Annotated in this window: 14 protein-coding genes; 1 reads left to right on the top strand and 13 read right to left on the bottom strand. The window is 49.8% G+C overall.

Annotated features, from left to right (window positions below):
* Positions 1-3 precede the first annotated feature (3 nt).
* The 7 genes from plsX to MKY62_RS08900 form a co-directional block, all read right to left on the bottom strand.
* Positions 4-996 (bottom strand): phosphate acyltransferase PlsX, encoded by a 993-nt coding sequence (plsX, locus tag MKY62_RS08930; protein WP_003181700.1) that lies wholly within the window; start codon positions 994-996, stop codon positions 4-6.
* 17 nt (positions 997-1013) lie between these two features.
* Positions 1014-1580, bottom strand: a complete 567-nt coding sequence (gene fapR / locus MKY62_RS08925) for a transcription factor FapR (RefSeq protein ID WP_003181698.1) — start codon at positions 1578-1580, stop codon at positions 1014-1016.
* 116 nt (positions 1581-1696) lie between these two features.
* Complete coding sequence (gene recG, locus MKY62_RS08920; protein WP_003181696.1) at positions 1697-3745, bottom strand: ATP-dependent DNA helicase RecG; 2049 nt, start codon at positions 3743-3745, stop codon at positions 1697-1699.
* On the bottom strand, positions 3723-4625 hold the full coding sequence (sdaAA, locus tag MKY62_RS08915) for an L-serine ammonia-lyase, iron-sulfur-dependent, subunit alpha (protein ID WP_003181693.1): 903 nt from the start codon (positions 4623-4625) through the stop codon (positions 3723-3725). The genes recG and sdaAA overlap by 23 nt, the downstream gene beginning before the upstream one ends.
* Positions 4626-4643: 18 nt before the next feature.
* Complete coding sequence (gene sdaAB, locus MKY62_RS08910) at positions 4644-5306, bottom strand: L-serine ammonia-lyase, iron-sulfur-dependent subunit beta (RefSeq protein WP_003181691.1); 663 nt, start codon at positions 5304-5306, stop codon at positions 4644-4646.
* Between the two features lie 180 nt (positions 5307-5486).
* Positions 5487-7157 carry a DAK2 domain-containing protein gene (locus tag MKY62_RS08905; protein WP_003181689.1) on the bottom strand — a complete coding sequence of 557 codons (1671 nt, stop codon included), beginning with the start codon at positions 7155-7157 and terminating at the stop codon, positions 5487-5489.
* A gap of 17 nt (positions 7158-7174) precedes the next feature.
* On the bottom strand, positions 7175-7537 hold the full coding sequence (locus MKY62_RS08900) for an Asp23/Gls24 family envelope stress response protein (protein WP_003181687.1): 363 nt from the start codon (positions 7535-7537) through the stop codon (positions 7175-7177).
* Positions 7538-7824: 287 nt separating this feature from the next.
* Here MKY62_RS08900 and rpmB point away from each other — a divergent pair, with 287 nt between their 5' ends.
* Positions 7825-8013: a 50S ribosomal protein L28 gene (rpmB, locus tag MKY62_RS08895; protein WP_003181685.1), complete on the top strand. Its 189-nt coding sequence runs from the start codon at positions 7825-7827 to the stop codon at positions 8011-8013.
* Between the two features lie 104 nt (positions 8014-8117).
* Here the strand turns inward: rpmB and spoVM are convergent, their stop codons facing one another.
* The 6 genes from spoVM to MKY62_RS08865 form a co-directional block, all read right to left on the bottom strand.
* Positions 8118-8198: a stage V sporulation protein SpoVM gene (gene spoVM, locus MKY62_RS08890; protein WP_003221545.1), complete on the bottom strand. Its 81-nt coding sequence runs from the start codon at positions 8196-8198 to the stop codon at positions 8118-8120.
* A gap of 85 nt (positions 8199-8283) precedes the next feature.
* Positions 8284-8928 carry a thiamine diphosphokinase gene (locus MKY62_RS08885; protein ID WP_003181683.1) on the bottom strand — a complete coding sequence of 215 codons (645 nt, stop codon included), beginning with the start codon at positions 8926-8928 and terminating at the stop codon, positions 8284-8286.
* Between the two features lie 75 nt (positions 8929-9003).
* Positions 9004-9660 carry a ribulose-phosphate 3-epimerase gene (gene rpe / locus MKY62_RS08880; protein ID WP_003181681.1) on the bottom strand — a complete coding sequence of 219 codons (657 nt, stop codon included), beginning with the start codon at positions 9658-9660 and terminating at the stop codon, positions 9004-9006.
* Positions 9661-9663: 3 nt separating this feature from the next.
* Positions 9664-10548, bottom strand: coding sequence for a ribosome small subunit-dependent GTPase A (rsgA, locus tag MKY62_RS08875; protein WP_003181680.1), 885 nt, complete (start codon positions 10546-10548; stop codon positions 9664-9666).
* A gap of 12 nt (positions 10549-10560) precedes the next feature.
* On the bottom strand, positions 10561-12534 hold the full coding sequence (gene pknB, locus MKY62_RS08870; RefSeq protein ID WP_003181678.1) for a Stk1 family PASTA domain-containing Ser/Thr kinase: 1974 nt from the start codon (positions 12532-12534) through the stop codon (positions 10561-10563).
* Entirely contained in the window at positions 12528-13292 is a 765-nt protein-coding gene (locus MKY62_RS08865) for a Stp1/IreP family PP2C-type Ser/Thr phosphatase (protein WP_003181675.1), read from the bottom strand. Before MKY62_RS08865 ends, pknB begins: the two co-directional genes overlap by 7 nt.
* Between the last annotated feature and the right edge of the window lies 1 nt (position 13293).

The following is a 13293-nucleotide window of genomic DNA, read 5'->3' as shown; positions in this document are numbered from 1 at the left end:
AGACTATTCATCTGCTTTTTGTTGAATTTTTTCTTCGATAAATGCCGCGACATTTTGGCTGACCATCTCTCTGGCCTGGCGGATCGCGTGATAAACGGCGCGTCCGTCAGATGATCCGTGCGCTTTGATGACGGGCGCCTTTAAGCCGAACAATCCGGCTCCGCCGTATTCAGAGTAATCCATTTTCGTTTTCATTTCTTTCAGCTTCGGCTTCAGTGCAGAAGCGGCGAGCTTCGCCGTGAAGCTCGAAGTCAGCGTCGTTCTCAGCATTTTAAAAATGGACAGCGCCGCGCCCTCGACCGTTTTCAAGGCAACGTTACCGGTAAAGCCGTCTGTGACGATGACATCAGCGACTCCGTCCAGCATATCGCGGGCTTCCACATTGCCGATGAAATTCAAATCGGTTTCCTTCAATTTTTGAAAGGTCTGCTTGGCAAGCTCATTTCCTTTTTTATCTTCGGTTCCGACGTTCAAAAGTCCGATGCGCGGATTTTTGACGCCCAGCACCTGTTCTCCGTAAACAGATCCCATAATGGCGTATTGAACGAGATGTTCGGGCTTGGCGTCCACATTCGCTCCGACATCAAGAAGGAGAAAGCCGTCTCCGGAGACGGTCGGCAATGTCGGTGCCAACGCAGGCCTTTCAATCCCTTCAATCCGGCCGACGATAAAGAGCCCGGCCGTCATAAGCGCTCCGGTGTTTCCGGCGGAAATGCAGGCATCAGCCCTGCCTTCGGCGACTTCTCCGGCCATCAGAACCATCGATGAATTCTTCTTTCTTCTGACGGCTCTGACTGGCTCGTCTGTCGCTTCGATGACTTCTTCCGCGTGTTTGACGGTGATCCGCCCGTGTTCTGTTAAATGGGCGGCTATTTTTTCCCGGTCGCCGATCAGCGTGATCTCGAGGTCTTCAAAATCTTCGACCGCTTTCATCACGCCTTCAATAACCGCTTTGGGAGCATTGTCTCCTCCCATGGCATCTACAGCAATTTTCATGACTTACGCGCCACCTTCTATGATTGTTTTGAACGATACATGACAAATTCGCCTGAAAACACAGGCTCTTCGGCAACATAGCTGTTCACTTCAACAACCGTTCTGCCTTTATCTTTATCAAGCTTCACGACTTTCGCTTTTGCAACGACCCGTTCGCCTTGCTTGACCTGCCTTGTAAAGCGGATGTCCGCTTTGGCCGTCAATGCGAGCTCATCGTCGATGAGGGCGACGGCGAGCGAGTTGGCCTGGGCAAACAAATGGTGCCCCCTGGCGATTTGATTTCGGCTGAAAACATGCTCCCTTCTGATCTCAAGAATTGAAATCGCGTGCTCATCCAGCTCCAAATCAATGATCTCGCCGATGACCTCGTCAAGCGGCAATGACTTGACTTCATCTTCAAGAGACTTCTCGGCAACACTTTTGATTCTTTCTCTCAGTTCAGGTATGGAAAGTTCCAAACGGTCCAAGCGAATCGTCTGAATGCTGACGTTAAATTTCTCCGCTAACTCCTCGTCCGTAATAAACGGGGTCGTACGAATCGTCTGCTGCAGCAATTCTTGGCGTTCTCTCTTACTTTTTCTCATGTTATTAAACACCATCCGCGCAATTATGACTAGGTACTAATAGTAGTATATAATTTCATAGATTGGAATGCAATCTTTCTTTACCCGCCGACGATAAATTTTAGCTGGACTTCAGATCAGCTCAGCTTTTCTCCGTCCATAACCCCGCTGTTTTGCAAGTGTTCCCGCAGGCTTTTATATTCGGCATCCGTCCAGAACGCTTTTGAAGAGACAAGTTCTGCAGCGTCTCTTCTTGCCGTTTCCAGCGCGCGGTAGTCGTGAACCATGTCGGCGACTTTAAACTCCGGCATCCCGCTCTGTTTCTTGCCGAAAAAGTCCCCGGGCCCTCTGAGTTCAAGATCTTTTTCAGAAAGCTCAAAGCCGTCCGTCGTCTCAGACATGATGCTCATGCGCTCTTTTCCCGTCTCAGATTTCGGGTCTGCCATCAGGATGCAATACGACTGGTGATCGCCCCGTCCGACCCGGCCGCGAAGCTGATGCAGCTGGGAAAGACCGAACCGGTCGGCATCATAGATCAGCATGACCGTCGCATTCGGAACGTTTACCCCGACTTCAACGACGGTTGTGGAAACGAGAATCTGGCATTCGTTTTTGCTGAACTGCCTCATTACCTGTTCTTTCTCGTCATTTGACAGCTTTCCGTGCATGAGACCGATCTGCCATCTTCCCCTGAAGGCATGAGTCAGCATGCTGTGCACATCAATTGCATTTTGAACGTCGAGCTTGTCCGACTCTTCAATCAAGGGACAGATCACATACGCCTGTCTGCCTTTTTTCAGTTCTTTATCGATAAACGCGAGAATCCGTTCGAGCATGTCGTGCTTTACCCAATACGTCTCGATCCGCTTTCGCCCAGCCGGCATTTCATCGATGACGGACACATCCATTTCCCCGAAAACCGTGATCGCCAGTGTTCTCGGAATCGGCGTCGCCGTCATAAACAAGACATCGGGATCTTTCCCTTTGCTTCTCAGTTTTTTTCTTTGCTCGACGCCGAAGCGGTGCTGTTCATCGGTGATCACGAGCCCGAGCTGTTTAAAGTGGACATCGTCCTGAATAAGGGCGTGCGTCCCCACCAAAATATCAATTTCTCCTTCTTTTAATCTGTCTAAAAGCTCTCTTCTCCTTTTCCCTTTCACAGAGCTTGTTAAAAGCGCCACATTGACGTCGTGCTGCTCAAAGAGGGATACAAGCGAATCGGCGTGCTGTTCCGCCAGTATTTCGGTCGGAACCATCATCGCCCCCTGGAATCCGGAAAGCAGCGAGGCGTATAGCGCAATCGCGGCGACGGCTGTTTTGCCTGAACCGACGTCTCCTTGCAAAAGCCGATTCATTTTATACCCTGAAGCCATGTCCCTTAATATGTCGTCGAGCGCTTTCGCCTGCGCGTTTGTCAAAGGAAACGGAAGGCTTTTGACAAACGAATTGACGTCTTCGAGCCGAAAGGTGTGGCTGATTCCGTCGGACGCTTCCCGCTCGAACTTTCGCAAAGCCTGCATTTTCAGCTGAAACAGCAAAAATTCCTCATATACAAAACGGCGCCGCGCATGCTTTAAAGCTTCCCTCGACTCGGGCTTGTGCATCGCCTTTACCGCCTCCTGGTAAGACAGAAGTTTGTAGGCGGTCCGAAGCTTTTCCGGAAGAGGATCTTCGGCAAACGGCAAATGGCTGCGGACAGCTTCCTGAATCAATTTCCTCATCGTCTTTACGGTGATGTTTTCTTTGACGGAGTATACGGGTTCAATCGACTGATCACCCTGGTGCGGCCCGTTTTTCAGCTCTTGCACCATCACGGATTGTCTGTGCTTGTCCCATTTTCCGGTTACGGTAACAATCGAGCCGATCGCAAGCTTTTTTTTCAAATAAGGCCTGTTAAAGCAAACCGCTGTGATCAAATAGTTCCCGACCAAAAGCCGGAACGTGAGACGGCTCCGCTTTTTCCCGTAATAGGCAAGAGAAGGCTCGCTGTGAACCTTCCCTTCCACCGTCACTCGTTCATCGTGTGCCACATCTTCCAAATCGCGCAATTCATAATCGTCATATCGGTACGGGAAGTAGTTTAAAAGATCGAGAACCGTATAGATTCCGAGCTCGTTCAACGTTTTTTCCGTTTCCGTCCCGACGCCTTTTATAACAGATATACTAAGTTGCAGATTGTGTTCCACGTGCAGCTGACGCTCCTCCGAATATTTTTTTCTCCAATTCTTTGCCCGTCGGTGTTGCGGCAAGACCGCCCCGGCCTGTTTCCCTCAGTGCCGTCGGCATCGTCTGTCCGATTTTGTACATCGCATCGATCACTTCATCGCATGGAATGCGGCTTGTAATGCCGGCAAGCGCCATATCAGCCGCGACCATCGCATTGGCTGCGCCCATCGCGTTCCGCTTCACACACGGCACCTCAACGAGCCCTGCGACAGGATCGCAGACTAGACCGAGTACGTTTTTTAAAGCGATGGCCATCGCTTCGGCGCACTGTTCAGGGGTTCCGCCCGCCATTTCGACGATGGCGGCAGCCGCCATGCCCGAGGCCGATCCGACTTCAGCCTGACAGCCTCCGGCGGCTCCCGAAATGCTCGCATTGTTGGCAACGACGAATCCGAACGCTCCCGATGTAAATAAAAAGCGGACCATCTGCTCTTTCGTCGGGTGAAGTTTCTCTTTTACCGCAAAGAGCGTCCCCGGGACAACGCCGGCCGATCCGGCTGTCGGCGTTGCGCAAATCGTTCCCATCGCAGCGTTGACTTCATTTGTCGCTACCGCTTTGCTGACAGCGTCAAGGATGACAGCCCCTGACAGCCCTTTGCCCGATTTAAGGTAGGCCTGAAGCTTAACGGCGTCTCCGCCCGTCAATCCGGAGTGCGATACGACGCCCTCAATGCCTTTTTGAACAGCGTCTTCCATGACAGCCAAGTTGGCTTCCATCTGCTTGAATATATCTTCCCGCGTCCGGCCTGTCACCTCGATCTCCTGTGTGATCATGATTTCAGAGATGGACACGTTCTTTTCCTTTGTCAGTTGAATTAATTCTTTCACATTTCGAAACATATCGTCTCACCCTCCTTTTTAGTCAGCGATCTGGGTCACCTCAATGATGTTCGGCAGCGCTCTCAATTCATCAAAAACAGCCGGATCAATCGTTTGATCGACCTCAATCGTCATGAGCGCTTCCTGGCCGACGTCTTTGCGGGCAACTTCCATATGGCCGATGTTGATTGCGAACTTCGCAAGCACATTGGCTACGCCTGCAATCGTTCCGTAGCGGTCGTTATGGACGACTAAAATAGCGGGGTGATTACCCGATAATCTGAGTTCGAAGCCGTTCAGCTCAATGATCTCGATTTTCCCTCCGCCGATTGAGATGCCTGCGAGTTCAAGGGAGCCTTCATCATCAGAGATGAGGATGCGGGCTGTATTGGGATGCTTCGGTACCGCTTCTTCTTCCCGGAACTCTATGGCGATTCCCTTTTCTTCGGCTAGACGGATCGAATCTTTGATTCTTTCATCAAATGTATCAAAATCCAAAAGGCCGCCGATGATCGCAACATCTGTTCCATGTCCTTTATACGTTTCGGCAAAAGAACCGTAGAGCGATACAATAATTTGTTTCGGCTCCCTCCCAAACACGCTTCTGGCGACTCTGCCGATTCTGGCCGCGCCGGCCGTATGAGAACTTGACGGTCCGATCATGACGGGCCCGATAATATCAAACACACTTCTGTACTTCATCCTTATCCCCCTTTTACAAACAGATTCCCCCGCTGTACGGAGGAAAAAAAGCCGTTTTTTTTAGACTAATCGATCATTTCCCAATTGGCAAGCAGACAACGTCCGTTGCGGGCTGAGGCTTTAAAAAAAGCCAAAAGAAGAGAAGGGCTTTTATCAACATGCCCTTCTGCCTTTGATTCGTTATTCGACAGCCAGAATGTAGGAATACAGCGGCTGTTTTCCGTCGTGCACTTCTACTTCGACGTCTTCGTACGTCTCGCTGATGTAGGCTGCGAGTTCTTCGGCCTCTTCTTCCGGGGCGTCTTCCCCTTTGATCACGGTGACGATTTCGCTGTCTTCATCGATCATGCCTGCGATCAGCTTTTTCGCTGCTGTTAACTGGTCTGACGCCGTCTCAACGATTTTCCCGTTTAATATGCCCATAAAATCGCCTTTTTTAATATCGATGCCGTCAATGTTTGTGTCTCTGACCGCATAGGTGATCTGTCCGCTTTTCACCTCGCCGATCGCACCGAGCATAGCGGCTTCATTCTCGTCCGCTGAAAGGGCCGGGTTGAATGCGAGCAGTGCGGCCATTCCTTGAGGAACGGTCTTCGTCGGGATGACAATTACATGTTGTCCGGCAACATCCGCGGCCTGGTTCGCCGCCATGACAATGTTTGAATTATTCGGCAGAATCACGACCGTGTCCGCATTGGCGTCTTTTATCGCCTGAACGATGTCTTCCGTGCTCGGATTCATCGTCTGGCCGCCTTCTATGACCTTTGTGGCGCCGATGCTTTCGAAAAGCTCGGCAATCCCTTCACCCATGGCCACTGTGACGATGCCGTACGGCTGTTTATCTGCCGGCGCTTTTTCTGCCGGTGCTGTCTCCTGTTTGTTCTGGCTGAGAATCGCGCTGTGCTGTTCTCTCATATTTTCGATTTTCATGTTGATTAAGCTGCCGTATTTTTGCGCGTAAGTCATGACTTCCCCTGGATATTCGGCATGGATGTGCACCTTGGCGATATTTTCGTCTGAGACGACGAGAAGCGAATCACCGAAGCGGCTTAAATCCTGGCGGAACGCATCTTCATTAAAGTTTCTTTTGCCGCTGTCGAGCTTTACCATAAACTCCGTGCAGTAGCCGAATTCGATGTCTTCAGTATTCATGTGGCTTTGAGCGTTTTTATGGTGCTCGGCGCTGACAAGGTCATCCAATGACGGAAGAGCTGCCGCTTTATCAGAAAGCTTTTCTCCCTTTAAAGAAGCGAGAAACCCTTCATACACGTAAAGAAGCCCTTTTCCGCCGCTGTCGACGACACCGACTTCCTTTAAAACCGGAAGCAGCTCAGGCGTCCGCTCCAAAGAAGCCTCCGCTTCATTTACGACAGCTTCCATCACCTTGATGATATTGGTTTCAGTTTGAGCGGCGAGCACTGCTTTTTTTGCGGCATCTTTGGCAACCGTCAAGATCGTGCCTTCGACCGGTTTCATGACGGCCTTGTAGGCGGTGTCCACTCCGGCCTGGAACGCGGCGGCAAATTCTTTCGCGTTAATTTCCGATTTCTGTTCAATCGATTTGCCAAAGCCTCTGAACAGCTGGGATAAAATGACGCCCGAGTTTCCCCGCGCCCCCATCAGAAGCCCCCTTGACAGGCTTTGTGCCACTTTGCCGATATTGGCGGTGTCGATTTGCTCCACTTCTTTCGCACCGGATGTCATCGACAGATTCATGTTCGTTCCCGTATCTCCGTCCGGAACCGGAAATACGTTTAACGCATCAACTACATTTGCGTTTTGAGACAGATGGTGTGCGCCGTACAGAATCATATCTGCAAAAGCTTTTCCATCCAGATTTCGTATAGACACTCTTGTTTTCCTCCTAACTACGGGTTCGTCACTCGTACTCCTTGAACGTAAATATTTACGGAATCCACTGCAAGACCCACTGTATGGTCGAGCGTATATTTGACTTTTGTTTGAACATTATGTGCCACTTCTGAAATTTTTGTTCCGTAGCTGACAATGATGTACATGTCAATATGAATACGATCCTCTTCCTGGCGGACGATGACGCCTCTTGCAAAGTTTTCTTTTCTGAGGATTTCAGTCAGTCCGTCTTTAATTTGGTTCTTGGATGCCATACCTACGATCCCGTAGCAGTCGATCGCTGCGCCTCCTGCAACCATGGCGACCACTTCGTTTGATATATCAATCTGTCCGTATTTTGTTCGGAATTCAATGGACACGTTGGTTCCTCCTTTTCGAGTCTCGCTTTTGACCTCTGGTTATAAATCATTCTACTATAAGGACCTTCTTTTTAAAAGAACAGGCAGGCTTCTCTCCAAACCTAACCCTACTTATACTACAGCGCGTTCATTTTTTCAAGATGTCAAGGAATTTTTCTTGAAAGCAGAGCAATCAATAGTTGCAAACGGTTTTCAGCTGTGGTAAATTATTAAAGTATCTGAAGCATCACAGGTGATCAACTGATAAAGAATGATGATGTTTTTTTTGATAGTTAGGAGGGAAACAAATGGCACGTAAATGCGTTATTACAGGCAGAAAATCACGTTCTGGCAACTCTCGTTCTCACGCGATGAACGCTTCTAAACGCACATGGGGCGCTAACGTTCAAAAAGTGCGCATCCTTGTGAACGGCAAGCCTAAAAAAGTATATGTATCTGCTCGAGCTTTGAAATCTGGAAAAGTTGAGCGTGTATAAGAAAAAATAAACGCCTGCCAAGAGCGACTGTACGCTTTAGGCAGGCGTTTTTTCGTTCTTTTGCCATCCGGGCCGCTCCGCAAAAAAAGCGCACCCGGCGCTTCTTAGTCTTTGCGAAACGAGCCAAGCATCGCCCGGACGATTCCCCCTAAAAACTTCGGTAATTTGATGGTGTAAAATTTCATTCCCTTCCCTCCTCAAAGAGTCCGCAACCGCATCCACCTTCAACATCGGATCCCAAACACAAAGCGAGCGGAAGCGCCAGGATATTTAATCAGTGCTTCTTATCATTATTAATATGCCTTCTGAAAACGAAAAAGCACCTTGTGAATGGATGAGTTCGTTACTAATACATAGTGTCGAACCGAGAGCAATATGACACTTATTTAAAGAATACTTAAATCCTTCGAGAGAAAGGTTTTTTACCGTCTCCGCAAACGGCAGGAATGAAATATACGGTTTTGTTTGATCATGCATGACGGTATAGGAGCCTGGGGGATGCATGCTGATCGTATTTTGGCGGTCGATCATGACGGTCTTGACGTTTTGCTTCATCGCGGTATAAAGAAGGTGCAGATTCCCGAGAAAATGGTCTGCTCTGCCTCCCGAAATGCCGAACATTCTAATAAATGAAGGACGCTGTCCGACAGCCCAGCTCAACGCAAGGTCCAAATCCGTCTGATCTTTTTCCGCCTGATAAATATGGAGGCGGGGAGCGGCCTTTTCAATCGCTTTTTTTTGCTCGTCTGTGATGCTGTCAAAATCCCCGAATGCTTCATCAGGCACGATCCCCGCATCCAAAAGGGTGACAGCGCCTCTGTCAACCCCGACCCAAAGCGCATCCCCGGCCTGATACTGCAGCAAGTCGGGAATAAGATGATCGGGGCCTCCCGCTACAATATTGATCGTTTTCATCGCATTATCCTTTCTGTGAACGCCCTAAAAAAAGAGCGCAGCTGCAGAAAGCCGGCTCTCTTTCATCAGGAAACCTTACCCAAGCGCACCTTTTATATCGGAAATGGCTTTTTTGCGGTCTTTTTCGTTATAAACGGCAGATCCTGCGACAAGCAGGTTCGCTCCCGCTTCAATACACTGTCTTGCCGTATTTTTGTTGACGCCACCGTCCACTTCAATCAGCAGATCGGCAAGTCCTTTTTGCTCAGCCATCTCCTTGACCTGCCTGATTTTCGGCAGGACCGAGGAAATAAACGACTGTCCGCCGAAGCCCGGATTCACCGTCATCAATAATACGAGATCAAGGTCTTCAAGCACATGCTCGATCTGCTGCACAGGGGTATGCGGATTCAAGACGACTCCCGCTTTGACCCCTTGCTCTTTGATGAGCTGGATCGTCCTGTGAAGGTGCGGGCATGCTTCAACATGGACGGACAAAATATCGGCGCCCGCTTTTGCAAAAGCAGGTATATAGCGGTCAGGCGCTTCGATCATTAAATGAACGTCGAGCGGAAGCTCAGTGATCGGGCGGACGGCTTCCACTACAAGCGGCCCGATGGTCAGGTTGGGAACGAAATGGCCGTCCATCACATCGATGTGGATGAAATCGGCGCCGCCTTGTTCAACATCTCGAATTTCCTCCCCTAGACGGGCAAAATCGGCTGAAAGAATAGAAGGAGCAACATATACCATATCTTAATACCTCGGCTTTCTATCTTTGATCTCTGTTAAAAATTCAACATAATGGTTGTAGCGATACTGGGCGATTTCACCGTTTTCCACGGCGCGTTTGACGGCGCAGTTCGGTTCTTTTATATGCAGGCATCCGCGGAACTTGCATTCGGCGCTCTTTTCGCCGATTTCCAAAAATGTCTGCCCTAAATCTTCAGCTTCAATACCGGCAAACTCAAGCGAGCTGAAGCCCGGGGTGTCCGCGACGAGCCCGCCGTTTATATCGATCAGCTCCACATGGCGCGTCGTATGTTTTCCCCTTCCCAAGTGGGCGGAAATCCCGGCGGTTTTCAGTTCAAGGTCAGGGCTGATCGCATTTAAAAGCGAAGACTTGCCCACGCCGGACTGGCCGGCGAATACGGTGATTTTATCCTGAAAATGGGGGATGATGTCTTCGATGCCTCTTCCGCTTTTCATTGATGTCAAATAGACGCTGTACCCGATGTTCCGGTAGTCTTCGGCATATTGATGAATCTGCTCTTTCAGCGCGTCATCATCCACAAGGTCCATTTTCGTGATGCATATGATCGGCCTAATATCACCCGCCTCAACCAGCACTAAAAAACGATCCAAAAGCGACGTGCTGAATGTCGGCTCCTTTGCCGAAAACACGAGAACCGCCTGATCCACGTTGCTGATCGGAGGTCTGACCAATTCATTGAATCTGTCTTTAATCTCGAGAATGTAGCCTTCCTTATCGTTATCGGCTTGGTAGACAACATCGTCGCCGACGAGAGGGGTTACTTTATTTTTTCTGAAAACCCCTCTTCCTCTGCACTGAATGACCTGATCGCCATCCAATACATAGTAAAATCCACTTAATGCTTTAATGATTTTGCCCTCAGGCATATCGCACCTCCCTTATTCATCCTCAGGATATTCAATCGTTTTTGACCTGACTACTTTATCGTTGATCGTTACTTGATAATACCCTTTTTGGCCGGGCGCAATCCTGAATTTGATCGTCCGCTCTGCCGGCGCTGTGATTTTGAAATTTTCGTAGACGTCAGAAATGCTGTGTTCTTCATCATCGATCGAAATTTGGACGTTTTGTTCTTCGCCCGCCGCTCCCGGTTCATAAGGAATATCAATTTTCTCGGTCACCGTTTTGACGGGCTTTTGTTTAGGTCCGAGCGAAAACGTGACCTCGACTTTGTCTCCCGGCTTGACTGATGCCCCCGCCTCCGGCTTTTGTTTAATGACCTGACCTTCCGGCACGTCTTCAGAATGCGCCTCCTTTTCGACAAGGACAAGCTGATGGTCGTCCAAATAGCCCGAAGCCGCCTGTTTGCTGTATGTTTTTAAATCCCTTAAAGTAATGGCTTCCGGACCGAGGCTGACCGTTAATTTGACCTCGTCGTCGGCGGCAACGATTTCGGTTCCGGCTGCAGGGTCCTGTTCGATGATGGTTCCCGCTTCTTCTTCATCGTGCACTTCTTCTGTCTTGATGTTTTTAAAGCCTTTTTGCTCAAGAAGCTTCTTGGCGGCATCGACTTTCTGGCCGACCACATCATCGACTTCAGTTTTCTCTTTGCCTGAGCTTTTATATAGCTTGACAGTTGAACCTTCCTTCACGATATCGCCGGCTGCAGGGTCCGTCTTCACGATCAGCCCTTCTTCAATTTTATCGTCGGCAATGTCTTCAGCATTCGGATCAACTTCAAATCCTTCGTCTTCAAGCTTGATGACGGCTTCTTCATATTCAAGGCCGGCAACATCGGGAACGGCCACATCTTTCGGAATAAAGAGCGACGGAAACACCGTTAAAGCCAAGACGGCTGACGCAGCCAGAACGAAAAACACCGTCAGCAATATAAGCGGCCATTTCTTTCTTTTTTTCTTCTTGTTTGCTTTTGCCTGCTTCTTCTTTTCTTTTTTTGATAATGGAGCCGCTTCCTCTTCTCCGCCGCCGGATTGCGAGCTGCTCCCGTTTTCCGGCAGATTCTTGATGATCGGAACAGCTTTCGTCATCTCATCATCGGATGGAATCGTGAAGCGCTTTTCGTTGAGCCGGTCCGGGTCGAAAGCCGTTTTCAAATCGTTTTCCATCTCTTCGGCCGCTTCATAGCGATGGAATGGATCTTTTGCCATCGCTTTCAGGACGACGTTTTCTATGCTTTGCGGCACGGCCGGGTTCCATCTTTTCACCGACGGCGTTTCTGATTGGAGATGTTTCAGCGCGATGCTGACCGCCGATTCTCCTTCAAACGGCATACGCGCCGTCAGCAGCTCGAAAAGCACGATGCCGAGCGAGTAGATATCGGATTTTTTCGTCGATAATCCGCCTCTCGCCTGTTCGGGCGACAAATAATGGACAGAGCCCAAAACCGAGTTGGTGTGCGTGATGGTCGTCGAGCTGAGCGCCATGGCGATGCCGAAATCAGTCACTTTAATGTGGCCCATATGGTCGATCAAAATGTTGTGGGGCTTAATATCCCGGTGGACAATCTGGTTATCATGGGCATGTGCGATGGCGGATACGATCTGCTCCATGATTTGGACCGCTTCTTTCGGATGAAGTGGGCCTGTTCGATTTATGTATTCTTTCAGGGTCATCCCCTCGACATACTCCATCACGATATAATAGATGTCATCTTCTTCTCCGACATCATAAATGCTGACGATATTCGGGTGGTCGAGGCTTGCAGCGGACTGCGCTTCCCGTCTGAACCGCCTGATAAAATCGGCATCGTGAACGAAGTCAAACCGCAGCACTTTAATCGCGACTTCACGGTCGAGGATGATGTCCAGCGCTAAATAAACGTTCGCCATCCCCCCGCCGCCGATGGCGCGCAGGATTTCGTAACGTCCGCTGATCCGTCTGCCGATTAACACTTGTCTTCACCTTCTTCAATTTGAGAAGGAAGTTCCAATAGCGCGACGGTGATATTGTCTTCGCCGCCGTTGTCATTGGCCAGCTGAACGAGCTGATCCGCTTTCTCCTCCGCAGAAGAAAGAGTCGTGAGCATATCCTTCAGTGTCTCATCATCCACTTTATTCGTCAGCCCGTCAGAACATAATAGCACTTGATCACCCGGTTCGATTTCAAATGTGTGGGCTTCTACCTTCACTTCGGGATCTGTGCCGAGAGCTTTTGTGAGCACGTTTTTCCGCGGATGGTGTTCAGCATCCTCCTTCGAAATCCCCCCAGTCCGCACGAGTTCATTGACAAGCGAGTGATCTTCCGTCAGCTGTATGAAACTTCCGCCTTGCAGGAGATAGCAGCGGCTGTCTCCGATATGGGCGACCGTCAGCGTTTTTCCCGTGTATAAAGCGCAGACGACCGTTGTCCCCATTCCCTGGCACTCTTCGTGGGCCCTCGAATGGTCGAAAAGTTTTTGGTTGACGGCTGAAATCTGCTCTTTCAGCCACGCTTCGCTTTCAGCCGGCGAAGCCGGGACTTCTTCGGTTTCCTCCCAAATATCACGAAGGGCTGAGACGGCCATCCTGCTGGCGACATCGCCGGCCAGATGACCTCCCATTCCATCGCAGACAACAGCTAATACCAGTCCATTTTTTTCTGTGAAAATGCCGGCATCGTCTTCATTGTGCTGGCGTATTTTTCCCCTGTCCGTTTTTAAGGCTGTTTTCAAC

The organism is Bacillus sp. FSL R7-0646 (assembly GCF_037969865.1).
Classification (GTDB): Bacteria; Bacillota; Bacilli; order Bacillales; family Bacillaceae; genus Bacillus; species Bacillus licheniformis.
This window is presented reverse-complemented; position numbering and strand designations above follow the sequence as displayed.